Annotated in this window: 17 protein-coding genes; all 17 read left to right on the top strand. The window is 36.1% G+C overall.

Features of this window, described 5'->3' with window-relative positions; translation table 11 throughout:
- Window positions 1-40 precede the first annotated feature (40 nt).
- The 17 genes from OQX63_RS11875 to OQX63_RS11790 all read left to right on the top strand — a co-directional run bounded on the left by OQX63_RS11875 (window position 41) and on the right by OQX63_RS11790 (window position 18,061).
- Window positions 41-556, top strand: a complete 516-nt coding sequence (locus OQX63_RS11875) for a DUF2480 family protein (RefSeq protein ID WP_265851084.1) — start codon at window positions 41-43, stop codon at window positions 554-556.
- 289 nt (window positions 557-845) lie between these two features.
- Window positions 846-1,619 (top strand): DUF3108 domain-containing protein, encoded by a 774-nt coding sequence (locus OQX63_RS11870; protein ID WP_265851248.1) that lies wholly within the window; start codon window positions 846-848, stop codon window positions 1,617-1,619.
- A gap of 2 nt (window positions 1,620-1,621) precedes the next feature.
- Window positions 1,622-2,185 (top strand): DUF3109 family protein, encoded by a 564-nt coding sequence (locus OQX63_RS11865; protein WP_132396046.1) that lies wholly within the window; start codon window positions 1,622-1,624, stop codon window positions 2,183-2,185.
- Between the two features lie 349 nt (window positions 2,186-2,534).
- On the top strand, window positions 2,535-3,587 hold the full coding sequence (gene rfbB, locus OQX63_RS11860) for a dTDP-glucose 4,6-dehydratase (protein WP_265851083.1): 1,053 nt from the start codon (window positions 2,535-2,537) through the stop codon (window positions 3,585-3,587).
- Window positions 3,587-4,135 carry a dTDP-4-dehydrorhamnose 3,5-epimerase gene (gene rfbC / locus OQX63_RS11855; protein WP_090497942.1) on the top strand — a complete coding sequence of 183 codons (549 nt, stop codon included), beginning with the start codon at window positions 3,587-3,589 and terminating at the stop codon, window positions 4,133-4,135. The genes rfbB and rfbC overlap by 1 nt, the downstream gene beginning before the upstream one ends.
- Complete coding sequence (gene rfbD, locus OQX63_RS11850) at window positions 4,128-4,985, top strand: dTDP-4-dehydrorhamnose reductase (RefSeq protein WP_265851082.1); 858 nt, start codon at window positions 4,128-4,130, stop codon at window positions 4,983-4,985. Before rfbC ends, rfbD begins: the two co-directional genes overlap by 8 nt.
- Window positions 4,986-5,058: 73 nt before the next feature.
- The gene (gene rfbA / locus OQX63_RS11845) at window positions 5,059-5,919 is read left to right on the top strand and encodes a glucose-1-phosphate thymidylyltransferase RfbA (protein WP_265851081.1); all 861 of its coding nucleotides are present in this window, start codon (window positions 5,059-5,061) and stop codon (window positions 5,917-5,919) included.
- Between the two features lie 432 nt (window positions 5,920-6,351).
- Window positions 6,352-7,635: a nucleotide sugar dehydrogenase gene (locus OQX63_RS11840; protein WP_265851080.1), complete on the top strand. Its 1,284-nt coding sequence runs from the start codon at window positions 6,352-6,354 to the stop codon at window positions 7,633-7,635.
- Window positions 7,636-8,112: 477 nt separating this feature from the next.
- A complete protein-coding gene (locus OQX63_RS11835) occupies window positions 8,113-8,853 on the top strand; it encodes a tyrosine-protein phosphatase (protein ID WP_265851079.1) in 741 nt (246 codons plus the stop codon).
- A gap of 157 nt (window positions 8,854-9,010) precedes the next feature.
- On the top strand, window positions 9,011-9,808 hold the full coding sequence (locus tag OQX63_RS11830) for a polysaccharide biosynthesis/export family protein (RefSeq protein WP_265851078.1): 798 nt from the start codon (window positions 9,011-9,013) through the stop codon (window positions 9,806-9,808).
- A 12-nt stretch (window positions 9,809-9,820) separates the two neighbouring features.
- Window positions 9,821-12,184 (top strand): GumC family protein, encoded by a 2,364-nt coding sequence (locus OQX63_RS11825; RefSeq protein ID WP_265851077.1) that lies wholly within the window; start codon window positions 9,821-9,823, stop codon window positions 12,182-12,184.
- Window positions 12,185-12,193: 9 nt separating this feature from the next.
- The gene (gene gmd, locus OQX63_RS11820; protein WP_265851076.1) at window positions 12,194-13,306 is read left to right on the top strand and encodes a GDP-mannose 4,6-dehydratase; all 1,113 of its coding nucleotides are present in this window, start codon (window positions 12,194-12,196) and stop codon (window positions 13,304-13,306) included.
- Window positions 13,306-14,256 carry a GDP-L-fucose synthase family protein gene (locus tag OQX63_RS11815; RefSeq protein ID WP_265851075.1) on the top strand — a complete coding sequence of 317 codons (951 nt, stop codon included), beginning with the start codon at window positions 13,306-13,308 and terminating at the stop codon, window positions 14,254-14,256. Before gmd ends, OQX63_RS11815 begins: the two co-directional genes overlap by 1 nt.
- A complete protein-coding gene (locus OQX63_RS23330; protein WP_322974381.1) occupies window positions 14,256-15,293 on the top strand; it encodes a ferredoxin--NADP reductase in 1,038 nt (345 codons plus the stop codon). The genes OQX63_RS11815 and OQX63_RS23330 overlap by 1 nt, the downstream gene beginning before the upstream one ends.
- A 6-nt stretch (window positions 15,294-15,299) precedes the next feature.
- A complete protein-coding gene (gene rfbF, locus OQX63_RS11800; protein ID WP_265851074.1) occupies window positions 15,300-16,076 on the top strand; it encodes a glucose-1-phosphate cytidylyltransferase in 777 nt (258 codons plus the stop codon).
- A 1-nt stretch (window position 16,077) separates the two neighbouring features.
- Window positions 16,078-17,157 carry a CDP-glucose 4,6-dehydratase gene (rfbG, locus tag OQX63_RS11795; RefSeq protein ID WP_265851073.1) on the top strand — a complete coding sequence of 360 codons (1,080 nt, stop codon included), beginning with the start codon at window positions 16,078-16,080 and terminating at the stop codon, window positions 17,155-17,157.
- Window positions 17,150-18,061 carry an NAD-dependent epimerase/dehydratase family protein gene (locus OQX63_RS11790; protein ID WP_265851072.1) on the top strand — a complete coding sequence of 304 codons (912 nt, stop codon included), beginning with the start codon at window positions 17,150-17,152 and terminating at the stop codon, window positions 18,059-18,061. Before rfbG ends, OQX63_RS11790 begins: the two co-directional genes overlap by 8 nt.
- Window positions 18,062-18,063 lie beyond the last annotated feature (2 nt).

Raw genomic sequence — 18,063 nt, 5'->3', positions numbered from 1 at the left:
GTTCCGACGTTCAGTTGGGACGGTTTTTTTATTTAAGGTCATGGAAATTCAGGAAAACATCATCAATAAAGTTGCCAATAGTGGTTTAATTACTTTGAACCTTGAAGATTTTTATCATAAAGGAGAAAGGGTAGTCTATGATATTGTAGATAATCTGTTTCACGGTTTAATGCTGAGGGAAAAAGATTTTCGGGCATTTATAAAGGATCACGATTGGGCACAGTATCAGGATAAGAATGTAGCGATCACCTGCTCTGCAGATGCCATTGTGCCTACCTGGGCTTATATGCTTTTGGCCAATAAGCTAAAACCCTATGCTAATGAAGTCGTATTTGGCGACTTAAATACATTAGAAGCGGTTTTATTTACCAAGGCATTGGCTAAAATTAATCCAGAGGATTATGCGAACGAGCGTGTGGTGGTGAAAGGATGCGGCGATATTGAGGTGCCGGTTGCTGCGTATGTAGAAGTTACCAATCTGCTCACACCAGTTGTTAAAAGCATTATGTTTGGCGAGCCTTGCTCTACTGTACCGGTTTATAAAAGAAAAGATTAAATTTTTAAGCTTCCTTGTCTTAAGTGATCGTCATGCTGAATTCATTTCAGCATCTTTCGAAAAATAGACGGTGATCCTGAGGCTTCGGGATCACGGTGGCACTTTAACTTAAATATCGGAAGTAGGGTTCAAAGGGAATATTATTAACCGATCTTCGGTTCGTACTTAAGCATGAATATAAGAAAGATTAAATTTTGGTTGGCTTTTTGTATATCTTCATAAAGGGAAAATTTAATTACATTTTTAAAAATGGTTTTTTCCTCATAACACACAAATGAGTACAAAAGCAATGAAAAAATTATTGATAACGGTTACGGTTGGTCTATGTAGTCTTTTTACGATGGCTCAGCAACTTCCTCTCAAGAAAGAAGCTGTATTTCAGGAGGGTGAAGTTTTACAGTATAAATTAAGGTATGGGTTTATCACCGCGGCAGAAGCCACGATTAAAGTAACCAATTCTGATTTAAAGTTTGATAACAAGCCTACATACAAACTTACGGTTGACGCGCAGACTTCGGGTACCTTTGATATTTTTTATAAAATAAGGGATCATTACGATTCCTACATTGATAAAACTGATCTTTTACCATATTTCTACCAGGAGAATATCCGTGAGGCCAGTTATAAAAGGCAAGATAAGGCGCGTTTTAACCAGGATGGAAAGAAAGTAGTTTCCAATAGAGGGACCTTTACTACACCGACTAATCAAACTTTTGATCTGGTTTCCGCTTATTATTTTGCGCGGAGCCTGGATATGAGTAAAATCAAAGTTGGGGATAAGTTTAAATTGAACTATTTCCTGGGCGATGAAATTTCAGCGCTTGAGGTAGAATATGTAGGTAAAGAAACGGTTAAGAATAAATTAGGTAACATTCGCTGTTTGAAATTTAGCCCATCGATTAAGCCTGGCCGGATCTTTAAAAAAGATAGCCGTTTATACCTTTGGGTAACTGATGATGGTAACCGGGTGCCGGTTAAGGCGCAGGTTGAAATATTGGTTGGTGCGGTTACAATGGAATTAAAGTCGGCCAGTGGGCTGAAATATGCTTTAGCAAAAGAATAATGATGATAGAAGTAGAACAGGTGCTGGTGCACGAAGATGTATTGAAGGAGAATTTTGTTTGTAATTTAAGCAAATGTAAAGGAATCTGCTGTGTGGAAGGCGATTCTGGCGCACCTTTGGATCATGACGAAAAAGCCGTTCTGGAAGAGATTTATCCGAAAATCAAACACCTGTTAAACGAAAAGGGTATTAAAGCTATTGAGGAGCAAGGGGTTTATGTAGTGGATGAAGATGGCGATTTAACCACCCCTTGTGTCGATAAAAATAAAGAGTGCGCTTATGTGTTGTTTGAAGGCGGGATTACCAAATGCGCTATTGAAAAAGCATACGAGCAGGGGATTGTAGATTGGCAGAAGCCGATTTCCTGCCACCTTTACCCTATCCGGATCACCAAATATCCGGAATTCGAGGTGCTGAACTATGACCGCTGGCACATCTGCCATGATGCCTGTACCTTCGGCCGCGAGCTTAAGGTTCCGGTATATAGCTTTTTAAAGGGACCACTGATTCGTAAGTATGGAGAAGAGTGGTATAAGGAATTAGAAAGTTCAGTAGCGGCAATGTAATAGACCTTGATTTCTATTTATTAATTAACTACTTTTTAGTTATCAGTAATTTTGGGTATTTTTAAATTAATTCAATATTCCAATTCATTATTTGTGTTCATTTCTATTTAAAACCCTTAATAACCTACTTTGTATGTAAGTGAAATAACTTTTTAGGCGATTGGATTAAGCCAATAAGTTATCATTTGATTTTTTTTCTAAAAATTAAGTAATATAAGTTAATATGTAACCTTTTTTTGTTAAAAGTACATATAAGAGCATTTGATCTGTTCATTTTTGTTTTTTAATTCAAAAAGAGTGATTTTTTAGTTTATCTAACTTATTTTAGCGTTATATAAATCTATCTTTTGTGAAAAAAATCTTAATCACTGGTGGAGCAGGCTTTATTGGTTCCCATGTAGTCCGTCGCTTTGTTAACAACTATCCTCAATATGAGATTGTCAATTTAGATAAATTGACTTATGCGGGTAATCTGGCCAACTTAACCGATATCGAAAACAAGCCAAACTACAGATTTGTAAAGCAAGACATTACAGATGCTAAAGCAATGTATGATCTGTTTAAAGCAGAAAATTTCGACGCTGTGATTCACCTTGCAGCAGAAAGCCATGTAGATCGGTCTATTGCTGATCCAACTGCTTTTGTAATGACCAATGTAATTGGTACGGTAAATTTATTAAATGCCGCCCGCGAATTTTGGAAAGGTGATTACGACAAAAAACGTTTTTACCATGTAAGTACCGATGAGGTTTATGGCGCGTTAGGCGAAGAAGGTATGTTTACTGAAACTACCGCTTATGATCCACATAGCCCTTATTCGGCATCAAAAGCAAGTTCAGATCATTTTGTGCGTGCTTATCATGATACGTATGGTATGGACTGCGTGATCTCTAATTGCTCAAATAATTATGGTTCGCACCATTTTCCAGAGAAACTGATTCCTTTAGCCATTAATAATATCAAAAATAATAAACCTGTTCCAGTTTATGGTAAAGGTGAAAATGTCCGCGATTGGTTATGGGTAGAAGACCACGCGAGAGCAATTGATGTAATTTTTCACAATTCGAAAACAGGAGATACTTACAACATTGGTGGCCATAACGAGTGGAAAAATATCGATCTGATTAATTTGCTTTGTACCATTATGGATCAAAAATTGGGCCGCGAAGCAGGTGAATCAGCCAAATTGATTACCTATGTAACTGATCGGGCCGGACACGATTTACGTTATGCTATCGATTCAAGTAAATTACAAAATCAATTGGACTGGGTGCCAAGTTTACAATTTGAAGAAGGTTTGGCTAAAACGGTTGATTGGTATTTACAAAATGAAGACTGGTTAAACAACGTTACTTCAGGCAATTACCAATCTTATTACGAGCAGCAGTACAGCACTAAATAATGGAAATTACAGAAACAGGGATAAAAGACTGCCTGATTTTAAAACCAAGGGTTTTTGATGATGCACGTGGTTACTTTTTCGAAAGTTTCAACCAGCAAACTTTCGAAGATAAAACCGGCCTTTCCGGTGCATTTGTACAGGACAACCAATCGTATTCATCATATGGCGTAATCCGTGGTTTACATGCGCAAACCGGTGCTTTTGCACAAGCAAAATTGGTGCGCGTAACCAAGGGCGAAGTGCTGGATGTAGCGGTAGATGTTCGCCCAGGTTCTCCAACTTACGGTCAACATGTTGCGGTACGTTTAAGTGCCGAAAATAAATTGCAATTGTATATTCCACGTGGATTTGTACATGGCTTTTCGGTACTCAGCGAAACGGTAGAGTTTCTTTACAAGTGCGACAATTTTTATAACAAAGCTTCAGAAACGGGTGTGATCTATAACGATACCGACCTGAATATTGACTGGCTCATTCCAGCCGGAATGGAGTCGATCTCTGAAAAAGACATGCTTTTAAAACCATTTGCTGAATTACAACATGGCTAAAATATTAGTGATTGGTGCTGGCGGACAATTAGGCCAGTGTTTAAAGGTCGTGGCAGAACGTAGAGGAATTACTGAAATCGTTTTTCCGGCAGAACAGGATGCCAACATTTTAAATGTAGAAGGTTTAAAGAATCTTTTAGCTAAAGAACAGCCCGTTTACGTAATCAACTGTGCCGCTTATACGGCTGTTGATAAAGCAGAAGATGAGGTTGATCTGGCTAAAGCCATTAATGAAACCGGGGCAGCTAATCTGGCTGCTGCCTGTTTGGCAAATAGTATTACTTTGGTTCACGTTTCTACCGATTTTGTTTTCGAAGGGAATGAAGTGAAATTGCTCAAAGAAGAAGATGAAGCTAAGCCGATTAATATTTATGGGGTAACTAAACTGGATGGCGAAAAGGCCGTGGCTGAAATATTACCAACTCACTTTATTATCCGCACCAGCTGGTTATATTCTGAATATGCCAATAACTTTGTGAAAACCATGCTAAAGCTCGGTGCTGAACGTGATGAGTTAAATATCATAGCCGATCAGGTGGGTACGCCAACTTATGCCATAGATTTGGCAAATACTATTTTTGATATCATTGTATCCTCATCGAAATCGTATGGGATATATCATTACAGTAATGAAGGCGTAACTTCATGGTTCGATTTTGCCAAAGCCATTTGTGATATTAGCGAAACTGATGTCAGCGTAAATCCAATTCCCGGATCTGCCTACCCAACCAAAGCCACACGACCAGCATTTTCGGTAATGGATAAGTCTAAAATAAAAAATACATTTAATATTGAAATCCCTTATTGGAGAGATAGTTTAGTGGAGTGTATAAAACAAATTAATAAATAGAAGTAATATAGATGTTGAGATAGAGCCATTTCGTCTCAAATCTAATGTCTCAAATCTCAAATCTAATACTAGTATGAAAGGTATAATCTTAGCTGGTGGCAGCGGTACCCGTTTGCATCCCTTAACCCTTGCCTGTAGCAAGCAAATGATGCCGGTTTACGATAAACCGATGATTTATTATCCTTTATCAACTTTAATGTTAGCCGGGATAAAAGAAATTTTGATTATCTCTACCCCGCATGATCTGCCTAATTTTGAGAAATTATTAGGTGATGGTGCTTCGCTGGGCTGTAAATTCAGCTATGCGGTACAGGCAGAACCTAACGGACTTGCTCAGGCCTTTGTTATTGGTGCCGATTTTATTGGAACAGATAAAGTCGCTTTGGTTTTAGGCGATAACATTTTCTACGGAGATGGTATGTCCAGATTATTGCAGGAGAGCGCTGATCCGGAGGGTGGAGTCGTATTTGCCTACCAGGTTTCAGATCCGGAACGTTATGGTGTAGTTGAGTTTGATAACAATAAAAATGCTATATCTATTGAAGAAAAGCCGATTCAGCCAAAATCAGATTATGCTGTTCCAGGTTTATACTTTTATGATAATGAAGTAGTGGAAATCGCCAAAAATGTGAAGCCATCTCCTAGGGGTGAATATGAAATTACCGATGTGAACCGTGTGTATCTGGAGCGTGGTAAACTGAAGGTGGGTGTACTCAGTCGTGGAACAGCCTGGTTAGATACCGGAACTTTTGCTTCTTTAATGCAGGCAGGTCAATTCGTACAGATTATTGAAGAGCGACAAGGCTTAAAAATCGGTTGTATTGAAGAAATTGCTTATCGTATGGGTTTTATCAATGCAGAACAATTAAAAGCCATTGCTACTCCACTGGTTAAAAGTGGTTATGGCAGTTACTTGCTGAAGCAGATTAAATAAATTGGTTTAAAATATACACTTATTAATCGCCGATAAATGCAAAAGTGTTTATTGGCGATCTATTTTTATTTGGTTGTCGACTTAGGGGTAATTTTAATTCTCCTCCAGGTATCGTCATTTCGAGCGAAGTGCAACGTAGTCGAGAACCATGTAGTGCTCAGCAAAGCTAAATCTGTCTCGAGGTAGATCTCTCCACTTCGCGGTGCTTCGCTCCAAATGACGGGTTTTCGTATAGAGTCTGTCAATGCTAGCGCAGCGATGGATGTTTAAAATGCATATATGCCATTTTTACCATGCAAGAAATGTAAGTTCATTTAAGCATTGCGCTCCATCCAACGCTGTGTCCTTCGCGCATCCTCTTTGCGTCCGCTGTGGTTAAAAGAATTAAGCTTTACTGATTTATCTTATCTTTGCCCAATCACCGAAGTAAAAATGAATACAAATAAGCAAATTGCGATTATAGGTTTAGGTTATGTTGGGCTCCCGCTGGCTATCGAATTTGCAAAAAAGTATAAGGTTATTGGTTTCGATACCAGTGAAAGCCGTGTAGAAGAACTTAAACGTCTGGAAGATCGTACCCACGAAGCAAATCTGGATGATCTGATGTTGGTCTGTTCTCCAACAGATGAAGAAAATGGATTGGCATTGAGTGCTAACCTGTCTGATCTAGCCATGTGTACGATTTATATCGTTACGGTACCTACACCTATCGATCATCTTAAACGTCCTGATCTGGAACCTTTACTTGCGGCTAGTAAAATGTTAGCCACGGTTTTGAAACCAGGCGATACTGTGATTTATGAATCTACCGTTTATCCTGGCTGCACAGAAGAAGATTGTGTTCCTGTTTTGGAGAAAGTGTCTGGGCTCAAATTTAATATAGATTTCTTCTGTGGCTATTCCCCGGAAAGGATCAATCCAGGAGATAAAATCAATACCCTGACCAAAATAAAAAAGGTGACTTCAGGTTCTACACCTGCCATTGCGGCCGAGATCGATCTGCTTTACGCTTCCATTATAACTGCTGGTACACATTTGGCACCTAGCATTAAAGTGGCCGAGGCCTCAAAAGCGATAGAAAATGCACAACGGGATGTCAATATTTCCTTCGTCAATGAACTGGCTTTAATTTTCGACCGTATGGAAATCGATACGGCTGATGTATTGGCGGCAGCGGCTACCAAATGGAATTTCTTAAATTACAAACCGGGTTTGGTTGGAGGGCATTGCATTGGAGTTGATCCCTACTATTTGGCCCATAAATCAGAAGCTTTGGGCTACAAACCTGAAGTAATTCTGTCTGGCAGAAGAGTGAATGATAATATGGGCATGTTTGTTGCCAATAAGGTAATCAAGATGTTGGTGGCAAAAGATAAGGTGATTAATGGCGCGAGAGCACTCATTCTGGGCTTCGCTTTTAAAGAAAATTGCCCGGATACCCGGAATACGAGGGTAATTGATATCTATAAAGAACTTAAATCTTTCAGTATGCAGGTAGATGTGTACGATCCCTGGGCCAACCCAATTGACGTGAACGCTGAATATCATATCCAGATGCTGGAAAATAACAATTTCAAACATTATGACGTAGTTATTTTAGCCGTAGCTCATCATCAGTTTCTGGATATTGATTACCAAAGATTTAGAGAACAGGGTACTATTATTTTCGATACTAAATCTTTTATCAACAGGGAGCTGGCTGATGCAAGGTTATAATATGGCTATTTAATATTAATATTTGCTTACCCATCCTTTACCCTTTGTTTACCCTTTCTGGGCACCAAGTTAACCCCATGGTTACCTCTGGCTTACCTGTTCTTTACCTTTTTATTACGTAAAAGGTAAAGGAATAGTAAAGAAAAGATGAATAAAAACTAGTGAATAAGGTAGCAAAGGGTTCGGAAGGTGTGAGGTTCACTGTAGGATGATCGTTAGAATCAAGATAATTGGGAAGCGTTGGCTACAATAAATAATAAGTACTCATCCTTTGAATAATAAATTGTTTTTCGTCATTATTTCTACTTTTTGTCTGTTTTAGTCTACTGCTTATTGATAATTCCAATGAATTAGGTTAGATTTACCTCATCTCATAGACTTTTTTGTAGAGTAATTCGTTTAATGGATGTCTTCGAATGAATTGAGGTGATTCGTTAACTTATAGTCAAGTAATTGATTTAATATTTCCTTATAATAATGTTTAACTTTTTTAGTAAAAAAAATAAAATTACTGATATTTCCTGGTTAGGTGTTGATATTCATTCGCATATCCTACCCGGCATAGATGACGGTTCCCCAGATTTATCTACATCTTTGCGTTTTGTTAAATCTTTACAGGAACTGGGGTTTGATCAGCTAATCGCTACACCTCATATCTACCAAGAGTTGTATCCAAATACAAAAGAAATAATCTTTAGTGCAAAAGATTCACTACAACAAGAGATGGATAAAGCTAATGTTTCTTTGAAACTAAGCGCCGGTGCAGAGTATATGGTTGATCAGGATTTTAAAATGGATCGCCCGTTATGTACTTTAGATCAGAAACATTTGTTGATTGAGATGTCTTATTTAAATGAAAGTCCAGGGATTAGTCAAACCATATTTGATTTAGAAATTAAAGGCTATAAACCAATTTTAGCTCATCCGGAGCGCTACACTTTTTATTTTAAAGATAAAAGCAGGTTAAAGCGGTTTAAAGAAAAAGGCTGTTTATTTCAAATGAATCTTCTCTCTATTTTGGGTTATTATGGGAAAGATGTGAAACAGTTGGCGGAGATTTTGCTAAAGGAAAAGATGTATGACTTTGCTGGAACTGATCTTCATCATGATAAACATTTAAGTACATTGATCGATGCAGTACAATCTGGTAAATTATATGATTTTTTGGGAAATTATCCTTTTAAGAATCAAGAAATTTTTGGATCCGTTTATGCTTAATGTAACTTTTGAAATTATATAGAAATACTCAATTATTTAAACTTGGTTTCTCTTAATTATAATTTCTAAATGATAAGACTTTTAGATATTACAATTAAATGATTAAGTTTGCAAGCTGTTTAAAATGGTCAATTTCATTTTCAACAGATATATACTTATGAATAAAAATAGTTCTCTAATAAAAATAGCAGGTTTAGTTCTTGTTATGATTTTTACATCCTCTTGTATTAGTAATAAAAAGATTGCTTATTTTCAAGATATTCAAACTGTTAACCAAGCGCAGCTTGATAATGCTATTAAGTTTACTGAACCTATAATTCAATCTGATGATATATTGAGTATTAATGTATTCACCTTAAATCCTCAGAGTGGTGCGATTATAAATCAGGCAGCCTCAACACCATCATTAGGGGGCAATACGAATAATAGTCTTACAACTCAAAATACAGGTTTTTTGGTAGATAAGAACGGAGAGATTGAACTTTCTCTAATTGGAAAAATTAAGGTAGCTGGGCTTACAACCTTTCAGGCAAGAGAACTCATCCGCGATAAGTCAAGCGTGTTTTATAAGGAACCAAATGTTCAACTTCGCTTTTCGAATTTTAAAGTAAGTGTTTTAGGAGAGGTAAATGCTCCTTCAGCTTATACTTTACCAAATGAAAAAGTAAGTATTTTAGATGCTTTGAGCCTGGCCGGTGATTTAACTATCTATGGAAAACGTGATAATGTGCTGATTGTTAGGGATAATAATGGCAAGAAAGAATTTGCTCGATTAAATCTAAATTCTAGTGAAATCTTTAATAGTCCATTCTATTATTTAAGACAAAACGACGTAATTTATGTTGAACCAAATAAACGTAAAGTATCCGCTTCTAATTCTGCGCAAGTACAAACTATTGGTGTAATAGCTTCGGTTGTTTCTGTAATTGTTTTAGCTATTTCAAGCTTCAGATAATCTAACCATTTAATGAATAATATACCTGATAAAAATACAGTGAAAAACGTAGAGGAAGTTGAGAGTATAAACCTAAAAGATATATTTGGCAAACTTATTGAAAAATGGCCATGGTTTCTAATTAGTATATTTATTTGTTTGGCTGTTGCCTTTACATATATATTATATACCCCACCAACATTTCAAATTAATGCTAAATTATTAGTGAATGATGATGAAAAGGGTGGCAGTATTGCTAAGCAAGCTGGAGCATTGATGGATTTGGGTGGCTTAATGGGAAGTAAAAACTCTGTAGATAATGAGGTTGAAATATTGAAAACTCGCTTTTTAATGGAGCAGGTTGTCAGGCAAATGCAACTTAATATCATTTATACGAAAAAAAGTAACTTAATTAGTCGTGAATTATATCATGCCCCGTTTAAATTCAATATTTTAAAAGGGGTTGATACGATTAAAACAACTTTATTTGAAGTTCAAAAAGTTTCAAACAATAAGATCAAAATTAGTACACCAAACTTTGAAAAGGAAATTAGTTTAGGTGAAAGTTTAAGCGTAAATGGGGTCGGCATTATACAGGTTGAGGCAAACCAGATTGAAAAACTTGACAATGCAGAGTATTATGTTGTAGTAAAATCAATTGATTCGCGTGTTGCCGAATTAATGTCTCAATTAGCGGTTAATGTTAGTAACAAACAAGTTAGTATCATTGATTTAGTTTTGTCGTATTCTTTGCCTAATAAGGGCGAAGATATTTTAAATACTTTGATAAATAAATATACAGAAGCAAATTTAAGTGATAAAAATGCGATTGCTGATAGTACTTATAAATTTATAAAGGAACGCTTAAATAAAATTGCTTCTGAACTTGGTGATGTTGAAAATAAAGTGGAAAGCTTTAAGCAACAAAACCAATTAGCTGATATGAGTGAACAAGGGCGACTACTTGTAAAAAATACAGGAGAATTCTCTACCGAATTAGCTAAGGCAGAAACTCAAGTGACAGTTCTCAATGATTTGGAGAAGTACTTAAAGGATTATGAGAAAAATAAAAGGGTTTTCCCATCATCGCTTATGCCGCAAGATTTAGTTTTTTCTAATCTCATGAGTCAATATAATGCGTTATTGGTAGAAAGGGAAAGACAATTACTAAGTGTTACTGAAGAAAGTCCATTTATTCAGAATATAGACAGACAGATTCAAGGACTTAGGAATGATATCCTGTCGAATATACAAAGTACAAAAAATTCATATATTCTGACCAGAAATAAACTAAAAAGCCAATTAAGTTCTGCTGAGGGGCAAATTTCGGGTGTGCCTCAAATTGAAAAAAACTATTTAAAACTAGCGCGTAACCAGCAAATAAAACAAGAACTTTATATCTTTTTAATGCAGAAAGCAGAAGAAACTGCTATTTCTAAAACATCTAATATCTCGGTTGCAAAAACCATAGATCCTCCAAAAGCAAATGTAAAGCCAATCAGTCCAAGAAAAAGTATCATATACTTAATTGGATTGATTATTGGTATACTTTTACCTATGATAGCAATTTTTGGCCAAGATCTGTTAAATACATCGATAAGAACCAAAGATCAGATTGTTGGATTAACCCAGGTACCGGTTATTGGCGAAATTAGCCATAACTCAAGTTCCGACAATTTGATTGTTGCTAATCAGGGAAGATCAGCCATATCAGAGCAGTTTAGGGCATTGCGAACCAACCTCTCTTTTTATTTAAAAACAAAACAAGAAAAAATTATTTTGCTTACCTCAAGCATGAGTGGTGAAGGAAAGTCGTTTACTGCGATTAATCTAGGTAATATTCTGGCCCTAACCGGTAAAAAAGTTTTGCTCATGGAATTGGATTTACGAAAACCAGGATTATCAGCAAAACTAGAAGTAGCTAATAATATGGGCTTTAGTAATTATACAATAAATTCAGATGTAAAGGTTTATGACATTATTCAACCTTTAAGCATTAATAAGAATATGTTTATCATCTCTTCTGGTCCTTTACCACCTAATCCTGCAGAAACCTTAATGAACGAACGGGTACCACAGTTGATTGAAGACTTAAAAAAAGAGTTTGATTATATCATAATGGATGCACCTCCTGTTGGTATTATTACAGATGCCCAGCTATTATCTGTATATGCTGATGCAATATTGTATCTGGTAAGACAAAAAGTAACGCAAAAAGATCAGTTAAAGATTGTTGAGGAGCTCTATAGAAGTAACAAAATGAAAAACTTAGGTATTGTTGTTAATGATATCATCAATAAGGATTACGGTTACGGTTATGGTTATGGAACTTACGGTCAACAGGAAAATGATTCTAACATTTTTGGTAAAATATTAAATAAGTTTAAAATTCGCTAAACAAAATAAATGAAGGTCGCACTAATTACAGGAATAACTGGCCAAGATGGAACATATCTTGCAGAACTATTACTAGAAAAAGGTTATATGGTTCATGGTATTAAGAGAAGAAGTTCTCTTTTTAATACTGATCGTATTGATCATTTGTATCAAGATCCTCATGATGAAAATGTAAGGTTTAAGCTTCATTATGGAGACCTATCTGATTCAACCAATTTAATCAGGATCATTAAAGATGTTCAGCCTGACGAAATCTATAACCTTGGGGCAATGAGTCATGTTAAAGTAAGTTTTGATACTCCTGAATATACGGCAAATGCTGATGGCATAGGCACATTACGTTTATTGGAGGCATTGAGGATTTTAGGATTAGAAAACAAAACTAAAATTTATCAGGCAAGTACCTCAGAATTGTATGGTTTGGTACAAGCAGTACCACAATCAGAAACTACTCCATTTTATCCACGATCACCGTACGCTGTAGCCAAAATGTATGCCTATTGGATTACAGTAAACTATCGCGAAGCTTATGGTATATTTGCTTGTAACGGTATTTTATTTAATCACGAAAGCCCTTTGAGGGGAGAGACTTTCGTAACCCGTAAAATTACACGAGCAGTTGCTAAAATTGCTCAGGGCTTACAGACAAAATTGTTTTTAGGAAATCTTGATGCGGAGCGCGACTGGGGACATGCTAAGGACTATGTTGAAGCCATGTGGAGAATTTTACAGCAGGACGTTGCGGAAGATTTTGTAATTGCTACCGGAGTTACAACAAGAGTGCGCGAATTTGTGCGTTTGGCTTTTGCCGAAGTTGGAATTACGATTGATTTTGTTGGAGAAGGTGTTGAAGAAAAAGGTATTGTGACCGCATGTTCAAAACCTGAATTTCAAGTAGCTATCGGAACCGAAGTGGTAGGAGTAGATCCGGCTTATTTTCGACCAACTGAGGTTGATTTATTGATTGGTGATCCAACTAAATCAAAAACTAAATTAGGTTGGGTACCAAAATATGATTTAGCGGCGTTAGTTAAGGAAATGGTAGCGGCTGATGTGGATCACTTCAAAAAAGAAACGTTGTTAAAATCGCACGGTTACACCATCAAAAATCAATACGAATAATGTCAGATTTGTATCTTCGGGATAAATCATCTGCAATTTATATTGCTGGACATCGCGGTATGGTAGGTTCTGCAATCAAGCGTAAATTAGAAGCAGAAGGTTTTCAAAATATATTAGTTGCAGACTCTAAAACATTAGATCTGCGTAGTCAGTTATCTGTTTTCAATTGGTTTGAATCTAACCAACCTGAGTATGTCTTTTTAGCTGCAGCTAAAGTGGGAGGTATTGTAGCCAACAATACCTATAGAGGTGAATTCTTGTATGATAATTTGATGATTCAAGGCAATATCATAGAAGCATCCAGAATACATGATGTTAAAAAGTTAATGTTTTTAGGCTCATCATGTATTTACCCAAAATTGGCTCCGCAGCCATTAAAAGAAGAATATTTATTAACGGGCGAGTTAGAACCAACAAATGAACCCTATGCTATAGCAAAAATTGCCGGAATTAAAATGTGTGATGCCTACAGGGACCAGTACGGATGTAACTATATTTCGGTTATGCCAACTAATCTTTATGGTTTAAATGATAACTATCACCCCGAAAACTCTCATGTATTACCTGCTCTGATCAGAAGGTTTCATGAAGCAAAAGATCAAAATTTATCTTCAGTAACTATTTGGGGTACTGGTACCCCAAAGCGCGAATTTTTATTCGCTGATGATCTGGCAGATGCTTGCTATTATTTAATGCAAAATTATAATGAAAAAGGGTTGGTTAATGTAGGTTGTGGAGAAGATTTGAGCATCGCTAATTTGGCTAAAGCAGTTAAAAATGTGATTGGTTTTGACGGTGAAATCAGATTTGATCTGTCGAAACCTGATGGAACGCCTCGCAAACTAATGGATGTAAATAAGTTATCCAATTTAGGCTGGAAATATAAGGTAAAGCTCGAAGATGGATTGAAAATTGCTTATGCTGATTTTAAAAGTAAAGCATTAATATAATGAATTATACTTTAAAGGTTGCGGAAATTAGACAAGAAACCGAAGATACGGTTACCTTATGCTTTAGGCAACCAGGGTTGAAAAAAATTAAATACGAGGCAGGTCAATATCTTACCATAATTTTGAGAATTAATGGTCGCCGTTATATTCGTCCGTATTCGTTTTCCTCTTGTCCTGGTATCGAATCTTTTCTAGAAATTACAATTAAGCGTGTAGAAAATGGCTTGGTATCAAACCACATTAACGACATGGTGAAGGTTGGTGATGTTATTGAGGTAATGCCTCCTATGGGAGATTTTGTTTATGATAAGGAACAGCCTTTTGAAGATATTTATTTTTGGGGAGTAGGAAGCGGGATTACTCCATTAATTTCAATAATCAAGTATGTCCTATCGGTTACAGTAACTGTAAATGTTCATTTGAATTATGGCAATAAAAACCATGAAAGCACAATTTTTAAAGAACAGATTGAACAATTGAAAAGTAAATATCCGGATCGGTTTACTGTACGTCATTTTCATACCAAATTGTTTATTGATGAGACTAATCCGCATTTAATTCAGGGAAGAATTGATCAGGCTAAAGCTTTACAGATCTTAGATGAAAGTTTGGATGAAAAAAAATGTGCGCATTATATTTGTGGACCTACCGGCTTAAAAGATTCTGTAAAAAGTGCCATTCTATATAAATTCGGCTCGCTAGAAAATGTATTTTCTGAAGATTTTGAACTGGTAAAGGATCCAAAAGATTTTATCGATGTGCATACCCAAAAGGTACAATTAAATTTTGATGGGAAACCATATCAGCTGGAAGTTGTGAAAGGAAAAAGTATTTTAGAGGCTGCTTTAAATGCTGATATTGAATTACCATACTCCTGTCAAACAGGTAATTGTAGCACCTGTAAAGGAAAATTGATTAGTGGTAATGCCAAGATGATTGGATTAAATAAAAAAAGAGATGATCTTGCAAGTGATGAGTTTTTGCTGTGCTGTTCACATCCCTTAACAGAAAACGTACACATAGAAATATTAAGTTAAAAAAACATGAAGGTAGTAATTTTAGCAGGTGGTTTGGGAACCCGATTAATGGAAGAGACTGAAGCTCGCCCAAAGCCGATGGTTGAAATTGGTGGTAAACCCATTTTATGGCATATCATGAAAATCTATGAGGCCTATGGTTATAACGACTTTGTATTGTGTCTGGGCTATAAAGCACAAAGTATTAAAGAGTATTTCTTAAATTACTACCTCTACAATTCTGATGTTTCTATTGATATTGAGAAAAACAAGGTTGACGTACATTTTTCTAATTCAGAATCATTTAAAGTTACCCTAGTTGATACTGGATTAACCACTAATACAGCTGGTCGTATTAAGAAAATTCAGAAATATGTTAAGGATGAAACCTTTATGCTAACTTATGGGGATGGCGTAGCTGACATTGATATTACTAAATTAGTCGAATTTCATAAAAATCATGGCAGATTAGCGACGTTAACGAGTATTCAAACTCCTGGCCGTTTCGGTAATATCGAGATGGATGAGAATGGAAAAGTTAATCACTTTGTAGAGAAACCACAAGGAGACGGGATGTGGATTAACGGTGGATTCTTTGTATTAGAGCCTGGTATATTTAAATACCTTGAAGGCGAAATGGATAACATTCAGTGGGAAAATGTTCCACTGAAAGAAATTGCCAGTGATGGTCAATTGGCTGCTTTCAAACATTCTGGTTTTTGGAAACCTATGGATGCTTTAAGAGATAGAATTGAATTGGAACAGCTTTGGAGTAGCGGAGAAGCTAAATGGAAAATCTGGTAACATGTTGAATAGATTAAAAGAAACTTACGAAGGAAAGAAGATATTTTTAACGGGACATACCGGTTTTAAAGGGGCATGGATGTTAAAAACGCTTCAACTTTTGGGAGCAAAAGTTAAGGGATATGCTTTGGCGCCTCAAAATGAAAATGATTTATATTATTTGATACATGGCGATCAAATATGCGAATCTATAATCAGTGATCTACGTGATCGTGAGATACTTAAAACGGCAATTTTGGATTTTCAACCGGATTTCATCTTTCACCTTGCGGCACAGCCCCTCGTTAGGCTATCTTACGAAATTCCTTCTGAAACTTTTGAGGTAAACGCGATTGGCACTGCCAATTTGTTAGATGGCGTACGACTGTTAGAAAAAAAATGTTCAGTTGTTTTAATAACAACTGATAAGGTATATCACAACAACGAATGGGAATATCCTTATCGTGAAAATGATCGCTTAGGTGGCTATGATCCATACAGTGCAAGCAAAGCTTGCACAGAATTGGTAATAGATTCATACAAAAAATCCTTTTTTAATAAGACTAAACTAAGTATACATAAAAAAGGTATTGCCATTGGTAGAGCTGGAAATGTGATTGGAGGAGGTGATTGGTCAAAAGATCGTTTGATACCTGACATTGCAAAGGCACTTTCCAAAAGTCAGGAAATTATAATTAGAAATCCAAATTCAGTGCGGCCATGGCAACATGTTTTAGAACCAGTTATTGCTTACCTGGTATTAGGAATGAATTTAGATGCAGATCCGGTAAAATTCGGAGAAGCTTATAATTTTGGTCCATATTCTGCTGATGCTCTGCCTGTAAAAGAAATGCTTTCGCTAGCAATCAAGTGTTGGGGAACAGGCAGTTTTAGAATAGAGCAGGTAGCAGATCAGCCTCATGAGGCTGGTTTGTTAAAATTAGATATTAGTAAAGCAATATCCGACTTAAAATGGCAACCAAAGTTAAATGCTGGTACAGCGGTTGAAACAACTATAAATTGGTATAAATCATTTGTGTATAATAAATCAGATATTGATGACATTACCGCAACACAGATTTTAGATTATCTAAATGCATAATGTATTAATTACCGGAGCTACCGGTTTTTTAGGTTCGCACATTGCTGAGCGCTTAAGTAAAAGCGATATTAATATTATTGGCTTGAAAAGATCTTCTTCGGATACCTGGAGGTGTAAGGCATTTGAAGGTAAAATAGATTGGATTGATTTGGATGGCCAAAATGATTGGAAACAGCAGGTAATTGAAAAAGAGCCAACTGTAATTATCCATTGTGCATGGATTGGCGTAGAGGCACAAGATCGAAACAACTGGTCACTTCAATCTAAAAATATCGAACTGCTCGTTGCTCTTTTAGAAATTACACAAACGCTAAAAATTGACAAATTTATTTTTTTAGGTTCGCAGGCAGAATATGGAAATATAAGCAGTAAAGTATTTGAAGATCAAGCTGTTCATCCTGTTAGCGCCTATGCCAGCATGAAATTAAGCTGTTTACAGATTTTGGAAACCTATGCTGATTTAAATAAAATTAGTTGGATCTGGTTAAGGGTTTTTTCTGTATTTGGTGAACGCGAAGCTGATAATTGGTTAATTCCTTCAGTAATTAAAACGATGCAAGAAAAATCGGCAATGGATTTTACCAAAGGAGAACAAAAGTATGCCTATTTATATGCAGGCGATTTTGCTCGGATATTGTTATCTATAGTGAAGAATAAAATTGATTCAGGTGTTTACAATATTTCTGCCAATCAAACACAAGAACTAAAAACGTTATTGATACAACTAAGAGATAGTATAAATCCTTCTTTTTCATTAAATTTTGGTGCCATTCCTTATCGTGAAAATCAATCTATGCATATTGAAGGGGATATTACGAAACTTACTAATCAAATTGGTTTGGTCGATTTTACTGATTTTAACGTAGCTTTGTCAAAAACCTTAAATTATTACCTATCTAAATAAGT

It is taken from the genome of Pedobacter sp. PF22-3 (assembly GCF_026239555.1).
Taxonomy (GTDB): Bacteria; Bacteroidota; Bacteroidia; order Sphingobacteriales; family Sphingobacteriaceae; genus Pedobacter.
The sequence above is the reverse complement of the archived record's forward strand: the minus strand, read 5'-3'. Positions and strand labels throughout refer to the sequence as shown.

What these genes read in the sequence shown, in the direction of transcription:
- OQX63_RS11875 (WP_265851084.1), top strand. Translation starts at nt 41, where the DNA reads ATGGAAATTCAGGAAAACATCATCAATAAAGTTGCCAATAGTGGTTTA.
- OQX63_RS11870 (WP_265851248.1), top strand. Translation starts at nt 846, where the DNA reads ATGAAAAAATTATTGATAACGGTTACGGTTGGTCTATGTAGTCTTTTT.
- OQX63_RS11865 (WP_132396046.1), top strand. Translation starts at nt 1,622, where the DNA reads ATGATAGAAGTAGAACAGGTGCTGGTGCACGAAGATGTATTGAAGGAG.
- rfbC (WP_090497942.1), top strand. Translation starts at nt 3,587, where the DNA reads ATGGAAATTACAGAAACAGGGATAAAAGACTGCCTGATTTTAAAACCA.
- rfbD (WP_265851082.1), top strand. Translation starts at nt 4,128, where the DNA reads ATGGCTAAAATATTAGTGATTGGTGCTGGCGGACAATTAGGCCAGTGT.
- rfbA (WP_265851081.1), top strand. Translation starts at nt 5,059, where the DNA reads ATGAAAGGTATAATCTTAGCTGGTGGCAGCGGTACCCGTTTGCATCCC.
- OQX63_RS11840 (WP_265851080.1), top strand. Translation starts at nt 6,352, where the DNA reads ATGAATACAAATAAGCAAATTGCGATTATAGGTTTAGGTTATGTTGGG.
- OQX63_RS11835 (WP_265851079.1), top strand. Translation starts at nt 8,113, where the DNA reads ATGTTTAACTTTTTTAGTAAAAAAAATAAAATTACTGATATTTCCTGG.
- OQX63_RS11830 (WP_265851078.1), top strand. Translation starts at nt 9,011, where the DNA reads ATGAATAAAAATAGTTCTCTAATAAAAATAGCAGGTTTAGTTCTTGTT.
- OQX63_RS11825 (WP_265851077.1), top strand. Translation starts at nt 9,821, where the DNA reads ATGAATAATATACCTGATAAAAATACAGTGAAAAACGTAGAGGAAGTT.
- gmd (WP_265851076.1), top strand. Translation starts at nt 12,194, where the DNA reads ATGAAGGTCGCACTAATTACAGGAATAACTGGCCAAGATGGAACATAT.
- OQX63_RS11815 (WP_265851075.1), top strand. Translation starts at nt 13,306, where the DNA reads ATGTCAGATTTGTATCTTCGGGATAAATCATCTGCAATTTATATTGCT.
- OQX63_RS23330 (WP_322974381.1), top strand. Translation starts at nt 14,256, where the DNA reads ATGAATTATACTTTAAAGGTTGCGGAAATTAGACAAGAAACCGAAGAT.
- rfbF (WP_265851074.1), top strand. Translation starts at nt 15,300, where the DNA reads ATGAAGGTAGTAATTTTAGCAGGTGGTTTGGGAACCCGATTAATGGAA.
- rfbG (WP_265851073.1), top strand. Translation starts at nt 16,078, where the DNA reads ATGTTGAATAGATTAAAAGAAACTTACGAAGGAAAGAAGATATTTTTA.
- OQX63_RS11790 (WP_265851072.1), top strand. Translation starts at nt 17,150, where the DNA reads ATGCATAATGTATTAATTACCGGAGCTACCGGTTTTTTAGGTTCGCAC.